Annotated in this window: 21 protein-coding genes; 12 read left to right on the forward strand and 9 right to left on the reverse strand. The window is 45.2% G+C overall.

The window, feature by feature from the left end; translation table 11 throughout:
- Positions 1-80 precede the first annotated feature (80 nt).
- Together OCV12_RS12075 and bcp are read left to right on the forward strand one after the other, a co-directional pair.
- Positions 81-623 (forward strand): glycine cleavage system protein R, encoded by a 543-nt coding sequence (locus OCV12_RS12075; RefSeq protein WP_017632494.1) that lies wholly within the window; start codon positions 81-83, stop codon positions 621-623.
- Positions 624-635: 12 nt separating this feature from the next.
- The gene (gene bcp / locus OCV12_RS12080) at positions 636-1,106 is read left to right on the forward strand and encodes a thioredoxin-dependent thiol peroxidase (protein WP_176680276.1); all 471 of its coding nucleotides are present in this window, start codon (positions 636-638) and stop codon (positions 1,104-1,106) included.
- Between the two features lie 132 nt (positions 1,107-1,238).
- Here bcp and OCV12_RS12085 read toward each other — a convergent pair whose 3' ends face one another.
- Complete coding sequence (locus OCV12_RS12085; RefSeq protein WP_017629427.1) at positions 1,239-2,315, reverse strand: AI-2E family transporter; 1,077 nt, start codon at positions 2,313-2,315, stop codon at positions 1,239-1,241.
- Entirely contained in the window at positions 2,308-2,547 is a 240-nt protein-coding gene (locus tag OCV12_RS12090; RefSeq protein ID WP_017629428.1) for a sulfurtransferase TusA family protein, read from the reverse strand. The genes OCV12_RS12085 and OCV12_RS12090 overlap by 8 nt, the downstream gene beginning before the upstream one ends.
- Positions 2,548-2,725: 178 nt before the next feature.
- On the opposite strand from OCV12_RS12090, the gene bepA reads away from it, so the two are divergent.
- The 4 genes from bepA (at position 2,726) to OCV12_RS12110 (ending at position 5,684) form a co-directional block, all read left to right on the forward strand.
- Complete coding sequence (bepA, locus tag OCV12_RS12095; protein WP_017629429.1) at positions 2,726-4,180, forward strand: beta-barrel assembly-enhancing protease; 1,455 nt, start codon at positions 2,726-2,728, stop codon at positions 4,178-4,180.
- Positions 4,181-4,299: 119 nt separating this feature from the next.
- The gene (gene arsC / locus OCV12_RS12100) at positions 4,300-4,650 is read left to right on the forward strand and encodes an arsenate reductase (glutaredoxin) (protein WP_017629430.1); all 351 of its coding nucleotides are present in this window, start codon (positions 4,300-4,302) and stop codon (positions 4,648-4,650) included.
- Between the two features lie 6 nt (positions 4,651-4,656).
- Complete coding sequence (wrbA, locus tag OCV12_RS12105; protein WP_017629431.1) at positions 4,657-5,250, forward strand: NAD(P)H:quinone oxidoreductase; 594 nt, start codon at positions 4,657-4,659, stop codon at positions 5,248-5,250.
- Entirely contained in the window at positions 5,247-5,684 is a 438-nt protein-coding gene (locus OCV12_RS12110; RefSeq protein WP_261884744.1) for a DUF2069 domain-containing protein, read from the forward strand. Before wrbA ends, OCV12_RS12110 begins: the two co-directional genes overlap by 4 nt.
- 109 nt (positions 5,685-5,793) lie before the next feature.
- On the opposite strand, the gene OCV12_RS12115 is transcribed toward OCV12_RS12110, so the two are convergent.
- Positions 5,794-7,047, reverse strand: a complete 1,254-nt coding sequence (locus tag OCV12_RS12115) for a DUF2066 domain-containing protein (RefSeq protein WP_261884745.1) — start codon at positions 7,045-7,047, stop codon at positions 5,794-5,796.
- 278 nt (positions 7,048-7,325) lie between these two features.
- Between OCV12_RS12115 and OCV12_RS12120 the strand changes: the two genes are divergently transcribed.
- Positions 7,326-8,564, forward strand: a complete 1,239-nt coding sequence (locus OCV12_RS12120) for a uracil-xanthine permease family protein (RefSeq protein WP_261884746.1) — start codon at positions 7,326-7,328, stop codon at positions 8,562-8,564.
- A gap of 141 nt (positions 8,565-8,705) precedes the next feature.
- On the opposite strand, the gene upp is transcribed toward OCV12_RS12120, so the two are convergent.
- On the reverse strand, positions 8,706-9,332 hold the full coding sequence (gene upp / locus OCV12_RS12125) for a uracil phosphoribosyltransferase (protein ID WP_017060716.1): 627 nt from the start codon (positions 9,330-9,332) through the stop codon (positions 8,706-8,708).
- A 169-nt stretch (positions 9,333-9,501) separates the two neighbouring features.
- On the opposite strand from upp, the gene purM reads away from it, so the two are divergent.
- Complete coding sequence (gene purM, locus OCV12_RS12130) at positions 9,502-10,542, forward strand: phosphoribosylformylglycinamidine cyclo-ligase (RefSeq protein WP_261884747.1); 1,041 nt, start codon at positions 9,502-9,504, stop codon at positions 10,540-10,542.
- Between the two features lie 292 nt (positions 10,543-10,834).
- Positions 10,835-11,509 carry a phosphoribosylglycinamide formyltransferase gene (gene purN / locus OCV12_RS12135; protein ID WP_102333440.1) on the forward strand — a complete coding sequence of 225 codons (675 nt, stop codon included), beginning with the start codon at positions 10,835-10,837 and terminating at the stop codon, positions 11,507-11,509.
- A 116-nt stretch (positions 11,510-11,625) separates the two neighbouring features.
- On the opposite strand, the gene OCV12_RS12140 is transcribed toward purN, so the two are convergent.
- Both OCV12_RS12140 and lpcA read right to left on the reverse strand, forming a co-directional pair.
- Entirely contained in the window at positions 11,626-12,471 is an 846-nt protein-coding gene (locus tag OCV12_RS12140; RefSeq protein ID WP_017630602.1) for a class II glutamine amidotransferase, read from the reverse strand.
- Between the two features lie 67 nt (positions 12,472-12,538).
- The gene (gene lpcA / locus OCV12_RS12145; RefSeq protein WP_017063379.1) at positions 12,539-13,114 is read right to left on the reverse strand and encodes a D-sedoheptulose 7-phosphate isomerase; all 576 of its coding nucleotides are present in this window, start codon (positions 13,112-13,114) and stop codon (positions 12,539-12,541) included.
- Between the two features lie 326 nt (positions 13,115-13,440).
- Here lpcA and fadE point away from each other — a divergent pair, with 326 nt between their 5' ends.
- Entirely contained in the window at positions 13,441-15,906 is a 2,466-nt protein-coding gene (gene fadE, locus OCV12_RS12150; protein ID WP_261884748.1) for an acyl-CoA dehydrogenase FadE, read from the forward strand.
- Between the two features lie 130 nt (positions 15,907-16,036).
- Here fadE and OCV12_RS12155 read toward each other — a convergent pair whose 3' ends face one another.
- Together OCV12_RS12155 and dnaQ are read right to left on the reverse strand one after the other, a co-directional pair.
- Positions 16,037-17,284, reverse strand: a complete 1,248-nt coding sequence (locus OCV12_RS12155; RefSeq protein ID WP_261884749.1) for a TIGR03503 family protein — start codon at positions 17,282-17,284, stop codon at positions 16,037-16,039.
- 9 nt (positions 17,285-17,293) lie between these two features.
- Positions 17,294-18,061 carry a DNA polymerase III subunit epsilon gene (gene dnaQ, locus OCV12_RS12160; protein ID WP_161687277.1) on the reverse strand — a complete coding sequence of 256 codons (768 nt, stop codon included), beginning with the start codon at positions 18,059-18,061 and terminating at the stop codon, positions 17,294-17,296.
- Positions 18,062-18,117: 56 nt separating this feature from the next.
- On the opposite strand from dnaQ, the gene rnhA reads away from it, so the two are divergent.
- Positions 18,118-18,582, forward strand: coding sequence for a ribonuclease HI (rnhA, locus tag OCV12_RS12165; RefSeq protein WP_161678996.1), 465 nt, complete (start codon positions 18,118-18,120; stop codon positions 18,580-18,582).
- Positions 18,583-18,657: 75 nt separating this feature from the next.
- On the opposite strand, the gene OCV12_RS12170 is transcribed toward rnhA, so the two are convergent.
- Positions 18,658-19,443 (reverse strand): class I SAM-dependent methyltransferase, encoded by a 786-nt coding sequence (locus OCV12_RS12170; protein WP_176680286.1) that lies wholly within the window; start codon positions 19,441-19,443, stop codon positions 18,658-18,660.
- A gap of 53 nt (positions 19,444-19,496) precedes the next feature.
- On the opposite strand from OCV12_RS12170, the gene gloB reads away from it, so the two are divergent.
- Positions 19,497-20,255: a hydroxyacylglutathione hydrolase gene (gloB, locus tag OCV12_RS12175; protein WP_261884750.1), complete on the forward strand. Its 759-nt coding sequence runs from the start codon at positions 19,497-19,499 to the stop codon at positions 20,253-20,255.
- The last annotated feature ends 17 nt before the right edge of the window (positions 20,256-20,272 follow it).

Below are 20,272 nucleotides of genomic sequence, written 5' to 3' on the forward strand. Positions count from 1 at the left end.
AAGCCCCGCCCATACGCTTATTCCTCAGGCTAACTGTGCTAACATGCAAGCATCAATGGAATATATAGAGACGTGATTTTATGACTCAACATCTAGTAATCACAGCTGTGGGCACTGATCGCCCAGGTGTATGCAACCAAGTGGTTCATTTAGTCACCCAATCAGGCTGTAACATTATTGATAGCCGTATCGCTCTGTTTGGCGAAGAATTTACGCTTATCATGCTACTGTCTGGAAAGGCAAACAACATTACCCGCGTTGAAACCACCCTGCCCTTGCTTGGCCAAGAGCACGACTTGATTACGATTATGAAGCGAACCTCGCCTCATGATGTTATTGAGAACTCCTACACGCTAGAAGTTTTCGTTGAGTCAGACGACAAACTCGGCCTAACCGAGCAGTTCACTCAGTTCTTCGCAGACCGAAACATCGGCCTCGATTCGCTTAGCGCGCAAACCATCAATAAGTCCAAGGTTCAGCTCGATAACGACCAATTCCATATCTCTATTACCGCTTCTGTGCAATCAGAATGTAATTTGATGCAGCTACAAGAAGAATTCAATTCGCTGTGTCAGAGCCTATCAGTCCAAGGCTCGCTCAACTTTATCAAAAACAGTCTTTAAAAAGGAAATGTCATGAATACGCTAACGGCTGGTGTTCCAGCACCTGCTTTTTCTCTTCCAGATCAAGATGGCAATATCGTATCTCTTGGTGACTTCAAAGGTAAAAAAGTACTTTTCTACTTCTACCCAAAAGCAATGACTCCAGGTTGTATTGTGCAAGCGGAAGGCCTGCGTGATATCAAAGCACAGCTTGATGACCTAAATGTGGTTGTTTTGGGTGTGAGTGTTGACCCAGTAAAACGCCTACCAAACTTCGTTGCGAAGAAATCTCTAAACTTCACACTACTGTCTGACGAAGACCACAGCGTTGCTGAGCAGTTTGGCGTTTGGGGTGAGAAGAAATTCATGGGTAAGGTATACGATGGTCTGCACCGTATTAGCTTCCTAATTGATGAAGAAGGTCAGATTGAACACGTCTTCAACAAGTTCAAAACCAAGACTCACCACGAAGTGGTTCTCGATTACTTCAATCAAGAAGCTTAAGAGTCTATTTCGGTTAAAGCACTAAGTTGCAAAAAGCTTTTGACCGAATAAACTTCAGCGATACATAAAATTAAGAAGGCCGAATCTCAGTGAGATTCGGCCTTCTTAATGGGTGTTTAAACTAGACACTAATTAGTGCGAGTGTTCAGGGTCATCGTCTAATGCATGACTCGGTAAGGCATTCCAAACCGCTTTCACTAGCGTTGCCAGTGGGATAGCAAAGAACACGCCCCAGAATCCCCATAGTCCACCAAACACCAATACCGCAACAATAATCGCGACTGGGTGCAGGTTCACTGCTTCAGAGAACAGAACCGGCACTAACACGTTGCCATCTAGAGCTTGAATGATGCCGTAAGCGACTAATAGCCAGTAGAACTGAGGCTCTAGTCCCCATTGGAACAGACCAACAATCGCCACTGGCACCGTCACTGCCGCAGCACCGATATACGGAATTAGAACCGAGAAACCCACCGCGACAGCCAATAGTGCAGAATAACGCAAATCCAAAATCGCAAAGGTCACGTAGCTCACACCACCAACGATTAGAATTTCTAACACTTTTCCTCGAATGTAGTTCGAGATTTGTTGGTTCATCTCAACCCAAACCTTGGTCGCCAGACGACGGTTCTTAGGCAGAACACCACTTGCCATTCTGATCATCTCTTCTTTGTCTTTCAAAAGGAAGAAGATAAGCAGTGGTACAAGAATTAGGTAAACCGCTAACGTTGCCAAGCTCACTAATGAAGCTAAAGAGCCTTTCACAACGCTTTCACCAAAGCCTAGTGCTTTGTTTTTCGCGTTAGACACAATCGACTCAACGATCTGCAGGTTTGCTAGCTCAGGGTAACGCTCAGGAATGGTTGCGATGAACTTCTGTAAGCCACCATACATGCTTGGAATATCATTGATAAGGTTACCTACTTGTTCCCAAATCGTTGGTACTAGACCAAACAGCGCAAGTAACATCACGCTAAAGAACATCATGATCACCAACATCACAGATGGGGTTCTTGGAACACCGAGTCTTTGAAGTTGGGTAACAGGCCACTCAAGCAAGTAAGCCAACACGATAGCCACCAATAATGGTGCTATAAGGTGACCAAAGAAGTAGATGGTAATAAAGCCGAATAGAATGATGGCAACCAAACTGACAGCATGGGGATCAGAGAAACGTCGTTTATACCAACGATTGACCATTTCAAGCATTTGACTGCAATTCCTTTTTAGTGACGAGGAGATGGTGGTAATTAGAACAAACCTCAGTGACGACGACATAGGCTTGCTTAGATAAAAACGTAACAATATCTTTCATCGAGCTGATGTCAGAGACATAAATTGACAATGTTTGCCCTACTTCTAACTTTACACTGTGACGCTTGGCTAATAATAGCGCCATTGGACAGCGCTCTTGGCGTAAATCTAGAATATTAGGTGTCATTCTTGAGCTCGATGCTTATTATAAGGGTCGTATTGTAATCTGTTTTTGAAAACGCGCCATCATTCATTCATCTTCCTTCATGATAGCGCACGCACTTGGCAAAGGTTAAATCAGATAAAGAACCAATTTGCATCGCACTTGTCTTACTGTCAGAAGAAACGGAGTATTACTGACTAATATGTTTAAACGCGCTCGCTCAATTGCTTGCTTATGCATCGCAGCTACATTAAGCACCCCAACGTTGGCGAATACCAACAGTTTGGAGCTACCAGATATCGGTACCGCTGCTGGCGGCACACTCTCTATTGACCAAGAACTTATCTATGGTGATGCCTACATGCGCATCATCAGAAGCAGCCAGCCTATTGTTAATGACCCGGTTCTAAACCTTTATATAGACACGCTGGGCCATCGCCTTGTAGCCAACGCAAATGATGTAAAGACACCTTTCCAGTTCTTTATGATCCGTGATCGCAACATCAACGCCTTCGCATTCTTTGGTGGTTACGTTGCTTTGCACTCAGGTTTATTCCTGCACGCGCAATCTGAGAGTGAACTCGCTTCTGTATTAGCGCACGAAATCGCGCACGTTACCCAACGTCACTTAGCACGTAGTATGGAAGATCAAGCTCGTCGTTCTCCTGCGACTATCGCTGCACTTGCGGCTTCAGTATTACTGGCGATTGCTGCTCCTGAAGCCGGTATTGCAGCCTTAACCGCAACAACGGCGGGTAACATGCAAAGCCAAATCAACTATACGCGTAGCAACGAGAAAGAAGCTGACCGCTTTGGTATCAACACGCTGGCAAAAGCTGGCTTTGATGTGAATGCAATGCCACGTTTCTTCGGCCGTTTAGCTGATGAATACCGCTATGCAAGCACACCACCGCCAATGCTATTAACTCACCCATTACCAGAAGACCGTATTACGGATTCTCGCGCTCGAGCACGCAGCTATCCACCATTGAAGTTGGCTCCATCTCTGGATTACCACCTAGCAAGAGCCCGCATTGTCGCGCGCTATGCAGGCATCAACAATGATGCTTCATTGGATTGGTTCTCACGTCAATTGAAGAAGGCACCAAAAGAGATCGTCCCATCTTTAGAATACGGACAAGCTCTTGTTTATCTCGACTCTAAGAAACTAGACAAAGCAGAGCCTATTCTGACCAAGCTTATCAACAGCGATCCGACCAACCTGTTTTATTTAGATGCTATTTCCGATCTTCACATTGAGAAGAAGCAGCCTGAGATTGCGATTAAAGAACTGAAATCTGCACTGGTTCGTCAGCCAAACAACCCGGTTCTGACCATTAACTATGCGAATGCCTTAATCGAAAAAGAAGATCTGACAGAAGCCGTTCGCGTATTGCAGCGTTATACGCACGATAATCCAAACGACACCAACGGCTGGCACCTGCTTTCAAAAGCGAATACTAGTCTTGGGAACAGCGACGAAGATCTTGCCGCTCGTGCAGAAATTTTGGCCCTACAAGCCAACTGGAACAAAGCGATTCAGTACTACACGCAGGCGAGCCAAATCGCTGAACTGGGGAGTCTAAAGCAAGCGCGTTACGACGCTCGCATTGATCAACTGATGATTCAGCGTGAACGTTTCTTGTCTCTGCAATAAGTGTAATTGATTAGCAAAGACTCGAAACCAAAAATAAAAGCACGCTCAACGAATACAATGAAGCCACTCGAATGGCTTCTACTGAATAACGAAATCAAAAATAATAATGAGGAAGAAACATGTCTGTCGTGATTTATCATAACCCACGTTGCTCAAAGAGCCGTCAAACGCTTGAACTGCTTGAAACAAACGGTGTACAGCCTGAAGTTATTAAGTACCTAGATACGCCTTTAACTGTTGAGCAGCTGAAAGTGCTTTTCACTCAACTGGGTTTTGACAGTGTTCGCGAGATGATGCGTACCAAAGAAGCGGATTACAAAGAAGCAAACTTGGGTGATGCATCTGTCACTGATGAAGACCTTTTCTCAGCAATGGCAACCAATCCAAAACTGTTCGAGCGCCCTGTGGTTGTTGCGAACAACAAAGCAAAGATTGGTCGTCCACCAGAGCAAGTATTAGAGATTCTGTAATCCAATATGAGCATTAACATTCTTGTTCTTTATTACAGCCGTCACGGCAACACACAAGCTTTAGCAAGACAGATTGCACGAGGGGTGGAGTCCATCCCTGAGTGTGAAGCTATGCTGAGAACAGTGAACGACGTGTACACGGTAGAAGAGCAGCCCGATTCGCGTCATCAGCCAACCGACCCTATTGCGACATTACAAGAGCTGCGTTCTTGCGATGGTTTAGCGTTAGGTAGTCCGGTTTGGTTTGGTAACATGGCAGGGCCAATGAAGCACTTTTGGGATAGCACGACATCACTGTGGATCAATGGCGATCTTATCGATAAACCAGCTTGTGTTTTTACTTCTTCTTCATCACTGCATGGCGGCCAAGAAACGACACAGCAAAGCATGATGTTGCCACTTCTTCACCACGGCATGTTAGTCGTAGGCATCCCCTACTCAGAGCCTGCGTTGCACACCACTCAAACCGGTGGCACACCTTACGGTGCAAGCAGTACAGGAGAGAGTGCTTCATTGAGTAAAGAAGAGATTGAGTTGGCACAGAATCTAGGTAAACGCTTAGCGCGCATCGCCATCAACCAGAAGGGAATTTCTCAATGATGTATATGGCTGACAGGGCTATGTCTCCCAAGACAAAGTTATTCCGCTACCTTGCTTTAGCTGGCAACTTATTACTATTAGGTTGGGTTGTGGCGTGGCAGATGACACTTTCCCCGCATCCGCACCTGAGTAACACCACACTTGCGATTGCTTGGGCGGTACCGCTATTACTGCCATTACCGGGCATCCTAGCTGGTAAACCTTATACGCATGCTTGGGCGAACTTCGTCCTAATGCTCTACTTCCTACATGCATTAACCATCTTGTATATAGACGGTGGTGAACGCTTGCTAGCGGCTGTAGAGCTGCTTCTAACGACATTAGGCTTTGCGGGTAATATCTTATTCACTCGTTTTCGTGCCAAAGAGTTAGGCATCAAGCTGAAGCGTCTTTCTGAAGTAGAAAAGAAAGAGAAAGCGAAATTCGAGCAGTAATATTGATTGATTACTCTTGAACTGACACTCGATAAACAAAAAGCCCTGCAGGATTGCTCTTGCAGGGCTTTTTTAGTGTTTCGTTTTAATCAGTGCTGTCAGCAGACAATTACGAACGAACCCATTCGTATACCAAGCTTGGCTTAGCATGCACTGGCGCAATGATGCTTAACTCTTCCGTGTTAGATTCGTCTAGCGTTGCATCAGAAGTACTTGTTAGCTCAGCATCTGTAGATACCTCACTGCCCTTAACCACTTGCACACCTGAGTTAGTTTCGTCGCCTGTCACAGTGTTCGCTGAGTCATCACCCACAGACATAGTGTTGTCTTGCGTTTCAAACTCAGGGCTAACTTCAGGTTCAATGTAAGACTCTTCAACTTTCGCGACTTGACGAATGCTTTCAACTTCTTGTTCAAACTCTTGTTGAGTCGACAATAAGTGGATACGGAAAGTCACTTCGTTATTTTGAATCTTAAGGATATCTAGGCTTGCAACCGAGTTTAGACGCTTAAGTGCGTTCTCCAATTGGAAGAAATCTTGAGCATTATTCAAGCTAATAAACTGCGTTAAAATCGACTCTGATGATTCACTTGCTACCGTCACAGCACTCTTGCCTGCGTAGTAGTTACTGATTTGGTCGACGAGCTTCTTAGACGTTGTTGCGCTGTTACCCGACAAAGAACCACTTACTGGCGATGTTGGTGCGCTCGTCAATTGACTTGGTTTTTGATCGTACAGAGTCCAACGTAGACCTGAAGATTGAGCCTTAATAACCAACACAGCATCAACAGGATAACGTTGACTTGCTTTACTGATTGGCGTGACAAAACTGCCCCATAAATCAGAAGTCGCAATACCCGTAATATCGTCAAAATCACCCACAGGAAGCGTCAAAGGCAAGCCACGCTCTTTTGCATTCGCTTGTAAGCCTGCAGCCAGTTGTGAGTTCGAGTGCTCCCACACAATATTTTTGTCGTAGCTGTCTTCTTCTACGAGCCAAACCAAGATGTTTGAACGAGTATCAGGCCAATACGGCAATTGCGCTTGAGTTAATAGAGAACGGATTTGAGCACCGTTAAAACGCATACGCAATGTTGATTGGTCATTGCTTTCGCCAAAACTCATTTGAGACATGTACTGAGCACTCTTACGCATGGCCTTTTGAATCGTTTCATTTGAAGCGACATCAGTTTGGCCAGTCGCACGTATCAATACCTGCTCCATACCTGTATTTCTTGCCACTTGTTCTGGCTGTTTGTCTTCAGCGTTAATCGCAACTTCAGCACTAAAGATATCTACTTGAGTTAAGGCATAACTCGGAGAGGCTAATAGTCCCATCAACAACAATGCTATGTAGCGCATATTGATCCTAATATTCAAAGCTTGTGCCTTGATGATAAGCAACTATGGATTGAGGGGCAAGGTCGATAGCGCCCACTGTGTTTAATAACCACAAAATATCACCTGGCCATGATAAATCGCTAACTTATAAACTGAATTTTCCGAGCTTAGATAGATATAAAACATCACTAAGATAAATAAATTTGATCTATCTGGTGTAGCAATCGATTGCTAAGTGATAGAATCCCGCGAATTTTATTTTTCACTTTTCATATAACGACCATTTTTAAGGACATATCATGAAAAATGCTTTGCAAGGTGCGCAAATGCTGTTCGTAGCTTTTGGTGCGCTTGTACTCGTGCCGCTACTAACAGGACTTGATCCTAACGTTGCACTCTTTGGCGCAGGTATCGGTACCCTTTTATTCCAACTTATTACACGCCGTTCAGTGCCAATCTTCTTAGCGTCTTCTTTTGCATTCATCGCTCCTATCATGTTTGGTATTCAAACATGGGGCGTTGGCGCAACCATGGGTGGCCTTATGGCGGCAGGTGTTGTGTATGTATTGATGGGTGCATTGATTAAAGTAAGAGGCGTTGGCTTCATTCATAAGCTACTTCCACCCGTCGTCGTTGGCCCTGTAATCATGGTTATCGGTTTAGGTCTAGCGCCTGTTGCGGTAAACATGGCACTTGGTAAAACTGGCGATGGTGCGGTTCAGCTTGTTGATGCAGACGCAGCACTGTGGATCTCTTCGATTTCACTGCTAGTAACGATTGTCATCAGTGTATTCTCGAAAGGCTTCCTAAAACTACTGCCTATCTTTGGTGGTATTGTTGCAGGTTACATCACCAGCCTGGTATACGGCGCGGTAGACTTCACACCAGTAGCTCAAGCGTCTTGGTTGGCATTGCCAAACTTCACAGCACCTGAGTTCAACATCAACGCTATCTTCTTCATGGTATTTGTTGCGATTGCACCAGCCGTTGAGCACGTTGGTGACATGCTTGCGATTTCTAACGTAACAGGCAAAGACTACCTTAAAAAGCCAGGCTTACACCGCACTATCACAGGTGACGGTGTGGCAACAATCGCAGCTTCTATGCTGGGCGCTCCGCCAAACACTACTTACAGTGAAGTAACTGGCGCAGTAATGCTGACGAAAGCATTCAATCCAGTGATCATGACTTGGGCTGCTGTTACTGCCATCGTTCTTGCATTGGTTGGTAAGCTAGGCGCACTACTTCAAACGATTCCGGTTCCAGTAATGGGCGGCATCATGATTCTGCTGTTTGGCTCTATCGCAACCGTTGGTCTTAACACGCTAATCAAGAACAACGTTGACCTGCACAAATCACGTAACCTTGTGATTGTGGGCATTACTTTAGTCTTTGGTATTGGCGGCATGGCCTTTGGTATCGGTGACTTCAGCCTACAGGGCGTAAGCTTGTGCGGTATCGTAGCGATTCTACTTAACCTAGCGCTTCCAGAAGAACTAGGTGACAACACTGTGGTAGACAAAGCTCAAATCGATTAATCTTGCGGTAAGGCTAGATTCAAAAAAATCACAAACCAACAAGATCAAAAAAGGGAGAGCATCGAATGCTCTCCCTTTTTATTAATACGGTTAATTCAGCGAGTTAAGAAACGGTTTAGAGTCGCTTAAGCTGAAACCGAATTACTTAGTACCGAAGATCTTATCACCAGCATCGCCAAGACCAGGAACAATGTAGCCCTTGTCGTTTAGCTTCTCATCGATTGCAGCAGTGTAAAGCTCAACGTCTGGGTGCGCTTTTTCTAGAGCAGCGATACCTTCAGGAGCAGCAACAAGCACAAGAATCTTAAAGTGCTTACAACCTTTCTCTTTCATCAGGTCGATAGTCGCGATCATAGAACCACCTGTCGCAAGCATTGGGTCTACCACTAGAGCAATACGCTCGTCGATGTTAGATGCAAGCTTGTTGAAGTATGGTACTGGCTCAAGCGTTTCTTCGTCACGGTAGATACCAACAACACTGATACGTGCACTTGGGATGTGCTCAAGAACGCCGTCCATCATGCCTAGACCAGCACGTAGGATTGGCACTACAGTTACTTTTTTACCTTTAATTTGGTCAACTTCAACTGGACCGTTCCAACCGTTAATAGTTACACGCTCAGTTTCAAAGTCTGATGTCGCTTCGTATGTTAGAAGGCTACCCACTTCTGTCGCTAGCTCACGAAAACGCTTAGTGCTAATCTCACCTTCACGCATCAGGCCAATTTTATGTTTTACTAGCGGGTGTTTCACTTCAACAACTTTCATTTCCAACTCCGGCAATATTTAAACAAACCTGTAGATTATACACGAACTTTGTGGTTATTTCAGAATCTTTATTCTAATAAAAAAAACCACGCAAACGTTTGCTCTTCGTAATCAAGCCCTGTTAGAATAGCGCCGTTTTCACATCCAACTTAAGTTCGAGGACTATCCCGTGAGTGGTAATACTTCTTCTCTAAGCTACAAAGACGCTGGTGTTGATATCGACGCAGGTAATGCACTAGTAGACCGTATTAAAGGTGCTGTTAAACGCACTCGTCGCCCTGAAGTAATGGGCGGTATTGGTGGCTTTGGCGCCCTATGTGAACTTCCAACGAAATATAAAGAGCCGGTACTTGTTTCAGGTACTGATGGTGTTGGTACTAAACTTCGCCTTGCTTTGGATCTGAAAAAACACGACACCATTGGTATCGATCTAGTGGCAATGTGTGTGAACGACCTAATCGTTCAAGGTGGTGAGCCGCTATTCTTCCTAGATTACTACGCAACAGGTAAGCTAGATGTAGATACAGCAGCAGACGTTGTTTCTGGTATCGCTGAAGGTTGTGTTCAAGCTGGTTGTGCACTAATCGGCGGTGAAACGGCTGAAATGCCAGGCATGTACGAAGGCGACGACTACGACGTAGCTGGCTTCTGTGTTGGTGTTGTAGAAAAAGCTGACATCATCGACGGTACTAAAGTAGCTGCAGGCGACGCACTTATCGCTGTTGGCTCAAGCGGTCCACACTCAAACGGTTACTCTTTGATTCGTAAAGTTCTAGAAGTTTCCGGTGCTGATAAGAACGAAGAACTAGAAGGTCGCACTATCGGTGAACACCTACTAGAACCAACTAAGATTTACATCAAATCAGCACTTAAGATGATTGCTGAGCATGACATTCATGCTATCTCGCACATCACAGGTGGTGGTTTCTGGGAAAACATCCCACGCGTACTTCCTGAAGGTACTAAAGCAGTGATTGATGGTAAGAGCTGGGAATGGCCTGCTGTCTTCAGCTGGCTACAAGAGAAAGGTAACGTGGAAACATTCGAAATGTACCGCACTTTCAACTGTGGTGTTGGCCTAGTTGTTGCTCTACCTAAAGATCAAGCAGACGCTGCTGTTGAACTACTGAAAGCTGAAGGCGAAAACGCTTGGGTTATCGGTGAGATCGCAAACGCTGAAGCGGGCGAAGAGCAAGTTGAAATCAAATAAGTGATACGTTCACTTACTTAGTTAATCAATGGGGACCTAATGGTCCTCATTTTGCTATTTGGCCCGCAAAAAACCTTAGTTTATGTAGGTAATATAGATACCAATTGTAGTAAATAACTGGTCATCCTAGCTTGTTAAAACGCTCGATCACGTCGTTAGAAATTTTGATTGTAGGATAACTACTTATCTAAAATTTCTTCCTTGTTCTCAAGCCTTTTTCCTGCACTATTTATGAGCACTTACTTACTGTGATTGGTATAAACTCCCGTTAATCAATCGTATGACCCACTCTATGAAAAACAATCACTCAAATAAAACCAGTCACTCTCAGAAAAACATCGTTGTGTTAGTTTCAGGAAGCGGAAGTAACTTACAGGCAATCTTGGATGCCTGCGATAGCGATATGATTGATGCGTCAGTTAAAGCTGTCTTCTCAAACAAAGCAGAGGCTTTTGGATTAGAGCGAGCGAAAACCGCAGGTGTAGACGCTCACTCAGTGAATCCAAAAGATTTTGGCTCACGTGAAGAGTTTGACCATGAATTGATGGTTCAGATCGATGCTTACCAGCCAGATTTAATTGTACTCGCTGGCTACATGCGAATCCTGAGTTCAGAGTTTGTTCGTCACTATGCAGGGAAAATGGTCAACATCCACCCTTCTCTGTTACCGAAATACCCAGGCCTACACACCCACCAGCGTGCCATTGATGCGCAAGACAAAGAACACGGTACTAGTGTCCACTTTGTTACCGAAGAGCTCGATGGCGGCCCTGTGATCTTGCAAGCTAAGGTGCCGGTGTTTGAAGACGATGACGCTGATATGTTGGCAAGCCGAGTGCTGACTCAAGAACATTGCATTTACCCTATGGTTTGCAAGTGGTTCGCGGAAGACCGTTTATCAATGCTAAATGGACAGGCTGTGTTAGACGGTAAGGCACTAGGCAAACACGGTTACGCAGAAGAGTAATTCGTCATACGACTCTCATGCGACAAATTGCTTAAAAACAAAAAGGCCGCTTACTGACTGATTAGTGCAGTAAGCGGCCTTTCCATGTTCAGGTTAAAGCAATACGATTTATAGCATTAACTTAATGGCTCTGTCGGTGCTTGGCTCGCGACCTTTTTCGGCGCATAAGCAACATCTTCTAACGCTTGATGGTTATTACCAATCAGCTCACCAAAATGAAACAGTGCGTATTCGCCTGGCTTCATTCTAAACCACTCTTCATTATCCGTAAGAGGTTGAGTTGCTACCACCGTAACTACATCATTTGGCGTGGTCTCTTCTTGGAAGTTAATCTCAACGTCTTCATCAATTAAGCTCGCTTTGCCAAAAGGCGCGCGTCTAGTTATCCAGTACAAATGGTTAGTACAGTAAGTCATAACATACTCACCATCACTCAATAACATGTTGAAAACGCCCTTCTCGCGTAGCTTGTCACAGCACTCGGCCACGAAACGAAACATACCTTCCATGTCTTGAGGTGGTTCAGGGAAACGCTCTTCAAGTTGTTTCAATAGCCAACAAAAAGAGAGCTCACTGTCCGTTTCACCGACAGGTCTAAAACGCCCACTCACCAGATCATCATAATCTGATAGTTGACCATTATGAGCAAAGGTCCAGTATCGCCCCCAAAGCTCACGGGTAAAAGGGTGTGTATTTTCTAGATTAACGCCACCACGGTTGGCTTGACGGATATGACTGACAACAGCTTGGCTTTTAATTGGGTAGTTTTGAACCAACTCAGCGATCTTAGATTCACAGCTCGGATTCGGATCTTTAAAGGTGCGAAAACCCTTACCCTCATAAAAGGTAATACCCCAGCCATCACGATGCGGGCCAGTATTGCCTCCACGCTGCATAAGACCAGTAAAGCTAAAACAAATATCAGTTGGCACATTCGCGCTCATACCGAGCAATTCACACATGGTTTAATCTACTCCCTATTAAAACCAATGGAGCCACAAAGCTGGGCTCCAAATGTCTGTATAACTATTATTCCATCTCTTTTTCAACAAGCTGAATCACAATGTGGATGATCTTAATGTGAATCTCTTGGATGCGATCTGCGTAGCCAAAGTGTGGCACTCGGATTTCAATATCCGCACAACCCGCCATTTTACCGCCATCTTTACCCGTCAATGCAATAGTCTTCATTCCTTTCGCTTGAGCCGCTTCAATCGCTTTTAGAATATTGGCAGAGTTACCTGAAGTCGACAGGCCGAACAACACATCGCCTTTACGACCGACCGCTTCTACATAACGAGAAAATACGTGGTCGTAGCCAAAATCATTACTCACACAAGATAAGTGGCTAGGGTCTGAAATCGCAATGCCAGCGTAGCCCGGACGATTTTCACGGTATCGGCCTGTTAGCTCTTCCGCGAAGTGCATCGCATCACAGTGTGAGCCACCGTTACCACAAGAAAGCACTTTGCCTTCTTGTTTGAATGAGTCAGCAATCAGTTTTGCAGCCGCTTCAATTTGAGCGATGTTGTGATCATCACTCAAGAACTTGTTAAGAACGTCAGCAGCTTCGTTCAATTCACTTTTGATTAGGTCTTGGTACATAAGGCTTATCTCTTATATTTTTTTACGCAACTTAAGGTACGTGAAATGAGAGCTGAGGGTTTTTCCCTCTTTTACCTGAGTTTACCCACAAACATGAAATAGTGTCGACACTTAAGCCCAAAGATTGCCACCTTAATTAATATCTCACTGCAGAACCGTCCAATTATTCACCACCAACCTCTCACAATTAGAATTTTAACTCTATTAAGATCACTTTTTACCCAATTTAGAGTTTTACAAATATTTAATATTTTGTTTACACTTAACTGGTTAGACCTCTTACCTAAAATCATAACGATAAGTGATCTCTGAAAAGGAAATCGATCATGAACATATTGCTCTCCCTACTCGGCATGACAGCCATCTTAGGCGTCTGTCTTTATCATAGAGTTAGTCTGGTACGCGCGTTAATCGTATTAACTGGCGCGATGGTAGCATTAACACTGTTTGGCGGTGTGGCTGTTACTGGCTGGCTATGCTACTTGTTAGCCGTTGCGATGTTTGCAGTCCCAACCATTCGCCAAACTTTAATCAGTCAAAAAGCACTCTCTTTATTTAAGAAAGTTCTACCGGCAATGTCCCAGACAGAAAAAGAAGCACTGGAAGCTGGCACAGTATGGTGGGAAGCAGAGCTGTTCAAGGGCAAGCCTGAGTGGAAAAAGCTGCAAAACATTGCTGATCCGAAACTCTCTGAAGCAGAGCAAGCGTTTTTAGATGGTCCAGTTAATGAAGTGTGCGAAATGGTCAATGATTACCAAGTGACACATGAACTTGCTGATTTGCCACCGGAAGTATGGCAATACTTGAAAGACCATAAATTCTTCGCCATGATCATCAAGAAAAAATACGGTGGTTTAGAATTCTCAGCTTACGCTCAATCTCTGGTTCTACAGAAGCTAACGGGCGTGTCTAGCGTATTATCATCGACAGTTGGCGTACCTAACTCATTAGGCCCAGGTGAGCTATTACAACACTACGGAACAGAAGAACAAAGAAACCATTACCTTCCTCGCTTAGCTGAAGGTAAAGAGATCCCTTGTTTTGCCCTAACAAGCCCAGAAGCAGGCTCTGATGCGGGCTCTATCCCTGATTACGGCGTGGTATGTAAAGGTGAGTGGCAAGGTGAAGAAGTTCTGGGCATGCGCCTAACTTGGAACAAGCGTTACATCACTCTAGCGCCTGTCGCGACTGTTTTAGGTTTGGCCTTTAAACTGCGCGACCCGGATGGCCTACTTGGTGACCAAAAAGATCTTGGCATCACATGTGCTCTCATCCCAACAGATTTAAAAGGCGTTGAGATTGGCAACCGCCACTTCCCACTCAACGTACCTTTTCAAAATGGTCCAACTCAAGGTGACGATATCTTCGTCCCTATCGATTTCATCATTGGTGGTCAGAAAATGGCAGGCCAAGGTTGGCGTATGCTGGTTGAATGTCTGTCGGTGGGTCGTGGTATCACACTACCATCTAACTCAACAGGTGGTATCAAAACAGCCGCGCTTGCTACTGGTGCTTACGCTCGTATCCGTCGTCAATTCAAACAACCTATTGGACGTATGGAAGGAGTTGAAGAGCCACTTGCACGCCTAGCTGGTAATGCTTACGTAATGGATGCAGCAAGTAACCTCACCGTTGCGGGTATCGACCTTGGCGAAAAACCTTCAGTTATCTCTGCCATCGTTAAGTACCACTGTACTCACCGCGGCCAACGCAGCATCATTGATGCAATGGATATCGTAGGCGGTAAAGGTATTTGCTTGGGCCCGTCGAACTTCCTAGCTCGTGGCTACCAAGGTTCACCTATCGCGATTACCGTTGAAGGCGCAAACATCCTAACTCGCTCAATGATCATCTATGGTCAAGGCGCGATTCGTTGTCACCCTTACGTTCTTAACGAAATGGAAGCGGCTTACTCTGAAAGCAGTGATGCTCTAGATAAATTTGATTCAGCGTTAGCAGGACACGTTAGCTTTACTATGAGTAACCTAGTCCGCAGCTTGTGGTTTGGTTTAACTGATGGCCGTGGTTCAGATACCCCTACGCCAGCCAATAAAACTGACAAACAAACACAACGTTACTACCAACAACTGAACCGTTACAGTGCAAACCTAGCGCTACTGTCTGATATTTCAATGGCTGTGTTAGGCGGTTCACTGAAACGCAGAGAACGCCTATCTGCAAGGCTGGGCGACATCCTGAGTCAATTGTACTTAGGTTCAGCAACGCTGAAACGCTTTGAGAGCGAAGGCAGCCACGCTGAAGATCTACCGCTAGTACATTGGGGGATGCAAGATAGCTTACGTCAAACTGAGGTGGCGATTGATGAGTTCTTGGCGAACTTCCCTAACCCTGTGGTTGGTCGTCTGCTGCGTGTTGTGCTCATGCCATTTGGTCGCATTCGTCGCGCACCAAACGACAAGCTGGATAGCCAAGTTGCGCACATCCTGCAAACACCGAGTGAAACGCGTTCACGTATCGGTCGTGGCCAATACTTAGCGGACACTCAATACAACGCGGTTGGTAAGATTGAGAAAGCACTAGAAGTGATTCTTCAAGCTGAACCTCTGTTCGACAAAGTCTGCAAAGAGACGCATCAAAAACGCGCCTTCCTAAGACTGGATCTTGTTGCTGAACAAGGCTTAGAGAAAGGTATCTTAACGCAAGAAGAGGCTGACCTTCTAATCAGTGCAGAACAACACAGACTGTACACGATTAACGTTGATGACTTCTCTCCAGAGGAGCTAGCAGCAAAGCCACAATATCCAGGCCAATCGATTGATAACGTAGCCTAGATTTTGCAATAGAAACGAAAACGGGACTCCTATGAGTCCCGTTTTTTTGTTCATGACATCGTTGTCACAAATTCTAATGCTTTACCTTTAGAGGCTTATCCTCTCAAGACAACCTAATCATCTAAGCGAATTACTTTGGCGCCTTAAGTTGCATCTCTGGTTGAGCTCTTTTCTTCGCTGTCACTTTACGAACCACAAACCAAATCAGTAAGCCTAATAGAATGGCGACCACATTACCCACTCCGATAATGATCATGCTGCGCTGCCTGTCATCTTCACGCTTTTGAAGAATCATTAATTCCGTAGCAATACGCTTCTGTTCAGCAAGTGCTTCTTCTTGAAGGCGTCGAGATTCTGCTAAGTCGATATCTTCCACAACACTGTACGACTGCTCGGTAATTGGAAAAATCAGCGGACGTTGACTTGAGGCGTCGGTAGCATAAACCATCCCAGACCAGTTATAGATCCCCAGCTCACCATTGTAAGGGACCTCTAAAGGCACTTTCATTGCATCGACATCAGCTTGCCCTTGCTTATACGTTACATAATCATCAGGCGCTTTATGCTCAACGTGAACCGCTAAAGAGCTCGGTGCGATCATGCCCTGTTCACCAGACACAACAATCGTGTGAGGTAATCCCTCTTTGCGTGACTGAATGAAAGTAGTAGTGATTGGTGTTGGGTAAACTAAAACCTCTTGCTCCTGCGCTCGCAAGAACACGCCATTGCCAGAAGTAATACGCGCGCGGTATTTTCCCGGCTCAATATCAATCGGCAGTGACACAGTAAAGACGCCATCTCCCGCTTTCTCGTCGAGATCCACACCGTCGTCAGCAAACTCGCCCATAACAACAGGCACTGGACGGGCTTCTCTCACTAAAGATTCTTCGTTTTCGACAAACTTGGTGAACGTCACCTTGAGCTTCACGCGATCGAGAAAATCACGCAGTACAAGAGGCTTTCCGTCAGAGGTCAAACGAGCGGTAAATTTGATGTGTTCGGTTTGATACAACTTGTCTGGAAACTCATTAGCATCCAAAACAAGGTGAGACAGGAGCTTGATGTTGTTCTTAGGGGAAACTTTACCGACCGCTTGCCAAGGGCCTGGCATCGGCTTATCGATAGAGATAATGTCCATGGACGACTCTTCGTACCAACGGACATTATCAGCATTACGCCAAGAGTAGTATTTCTTGCCGTCAGGGCGAACCAAAACGACAGGCTTAGAGTTATCGGCTCGATAAATCACAAAAGTGACTTGTTCAATACTGGGATCAACGCGAAAACGGTTGTCCAATAAACTCATTACGGATTCTGTTGCCGCATGTAAGCTAAAGCTTAACAGCAATAAGTAACCGGTAGCCAATACCCTTAACATACTTTCTCCCTACTGACGCCAAAGGCAGCTTCCGCTTTTCTCGACGAGGTCTAAACGATTTTGATGCGCTTCTACTTCATCGGCCGTAGCTCGTAAAACCTTTAGGGATTTTCGACCACTTTCTACTCTTCGTATACTTTCGGCTTCGCCTTCTTGTTGGCCAGCGTTAAATTGCAGCGAAGTTTGGCCACCCGTCATCAATAAGTAGACGTCGGCTAAGATCTCCGCATCGAGCAATGCGCCGTGGAGAGTACGGTGCGAGTTATCAATACCGTAACGGTCACATAAGATATCTAGGTTGTTTCTTTTACCTGGGAATATCTTTTTCGCCATTGCCAAGGTATCGGTAACTTTGCAGTAGTCATCCGTTTTACCTATCGCGGGATTAAGTTTCTCAAACTCATAGTCCATAAAGCCCGTATCGAAGGGCGCGTTATGAGCCACCAGCTCGGCACCTTTGATAAAGTCGAGAAACTCTTTATGTATGTCTTGGTATTCTGGCTTATCCACCAAGAATTCATCGGTAATACCGTGAACGCCAATCGCCTCTTCTTGAATCGCACGATCGGGCTTGATGTAGACGTGGAAATGACGCCCGGTCAGCCTACGATTGATGATCTCTACCGCACCAATCTCAACGATGCGATGCCCCATATAGTGAGGGCCACCCTCTGTATTCATACCGGTGGTTTCGGTATCGAGTACAACGATGCGCTTATTTTCGTTTGAACTATTTTTTTCGTTCGTGCTTTGTTCTGGAGTGCTACTGGTATTCATAAGGATAACTGTGTCAGACTATGCCGATAATGTGCTTGAGGTAATAGTATCAAATCATGACGAAACAAGTTGAAATTTTCACTGATGGTTCTTGTTTAGGTAACCCTGGCCCGGGTGGCTATGGCATCGTACTTCGCTACAAAAAAGTCGAAAAGACATTAGCGGAAGGTTTTACCCTAACAACCAATAACCGTATGGAAATGCTCGCCGCTGTCGTGGCTCTGCAAACCCTCAAAGAGCCTTGCTCCGTGATTCTAACCACGGATAGCCAATACGTGCGCCAAGGCATCACACAGTGGATCCACAACTGGAAAAAGCGTGACTGGAAGACAGCCGATAAAAAACCGGTTAAAAACGCCGACTTGTGGCAAAGGCTCGATAAAGAAACAGCACGTCATAGCGTTGACTGGCGATGGGTTAAAGGACACGCCGGACACAGAGAAAACGAAATGTGTGATGATTTAGCAAGAACGGCCGCAGAGAACCCAACTCAAGAAGACACGGGTTATCAGCCAAGCTAATCACCTTTTGAAATGAGATGTACGTTTCGAAGCAGATTTATAGTTTCTTAAACGGACAGATAAATGAAAAGCCGCCTACGAGTCGGCTTTTTCTGTTTTTAACGGGTATGGTGCTTTTGTGGAATGCACTGAACGACGAGAGTTGGTTCTAAAGCTTGCTCCCACAGGAGAGAAGCGTCGCTTAAGGTGCCAATGCGGCTTAATAGGTTTGAGCGGATAAGTACGCTTACGAGCAACAATAAAGTATTGGCTGCCAGCAAAAGAGGCACAACCGCCTAAGGCGTTCTCCAACCAAGTCCACATCGCTTGATACTTACTCATCGGAAACAACGCATAAGTATCACAATGAATCACTTCATAGTTAAGTACACCGAGCCAATCTTTAATTCGATTTGGCGTGTACATACGCCCGCTCCAAGGCAAGCTGTTCTTTCGCCAAGGCATCAAACTGGCCAGCCCAGTCACACTGAAAGGATTGAAGCCGGTAATGATGATATAGCCATCGTCCATCATCACTCGGTCGACTTCTCTCAATAATCGATGCGGGTCATTGCTATAATCTAATTGATGACTGAGCACCACAACATCAAAACTTTTCTCCAAAAAGGGCAAATTATAGCCATCCGCTATCACATTATGTAATGGGTTCTGGATATCTAGGTTTACTTGATGTTGAATGTTGCATGTGCAGCTAGAAATCTCACTACTGAGGCCGCCGAGCTTGAGCATATGGTAACCAAATAGCTTTGGGCACCACTCATCGAGTCGAGTTTGAATAGATTCTCTCAACCAATCCCCATTGTGCAACTGTGCCCAAGTGTAGGGATGTTCAAACTTCTTTCTGCTACGTGCTGGCTTCATCAATAATCTGTCTCACTTATTCTGTCGCACTGAAAGTGACTGGAGAACCAATAATGTTACATATCAAAAGCATACCTGCATTTAACGACAATTACATCTGGCTGATTGAAAATAGCGATCGCCGTTGTGCTGTCGTCGATCCTGGTGATGCGGCTCCAGTATTAGAGTACTTAGCGAACCATGAGCTAACTTTAGATGCAATCTTGATTACACACCACCACCACGATCACATTGGTGGCGTTCCAGAGCTGGTAAGACAATTTCCCGGCGTCGATGTTGTTGGCCCAAGAAATGAACCTATCCCGACATTAACGCATCCGGTTGATGATGGTGACCAGTTAGAGCTGTTTGGTGAAGTGTTCCTCGTGTTAGGACTAAGCGGACATACTGCTGGCCATATTGGTTATGTAGGTGATGCCAAGCTATTTTGTGGTGATGTGTTGTTCTCTGCGGGTTGTGGCCGAATCATGGAAGGCACACCACAACAGATGTTCGATGCGCTGAATAAGATCACAGCACTGCCTCAAGAAACTGAAGTTTATTGTGCACATGAGTACACTGCAGCCAATATCGCTTTTGCACTTGCCGTCGAACCTAATAACCAACATTTGCAGCAATATCGCGACCAAGTGAACCGACTGCGTGCTCAAAATAAGTCGACCATCCCCACAAATTTGAGACAAGAGAAGTTTGTGAACCCTTTCTTGCGCTACACAGAACCAAGTGTAGTCAAATCAGTATCTAATCGTACCGAACAGACCGATCCTCTATCAGTATTCACCGCTTTACGTGCGTGGAAGAACGAATTTTAACAAATACAGACTTGTCA

It is taken from the genome of Vibrio pomeroyi (genome assembly GCF_024347595.1).
GTDB lineage: Bacteria > Pseudomonadota > Gammaproteobacteria > Enterobacterales > Vibrionaceae > Vibrio > Vibrio pomeroyi.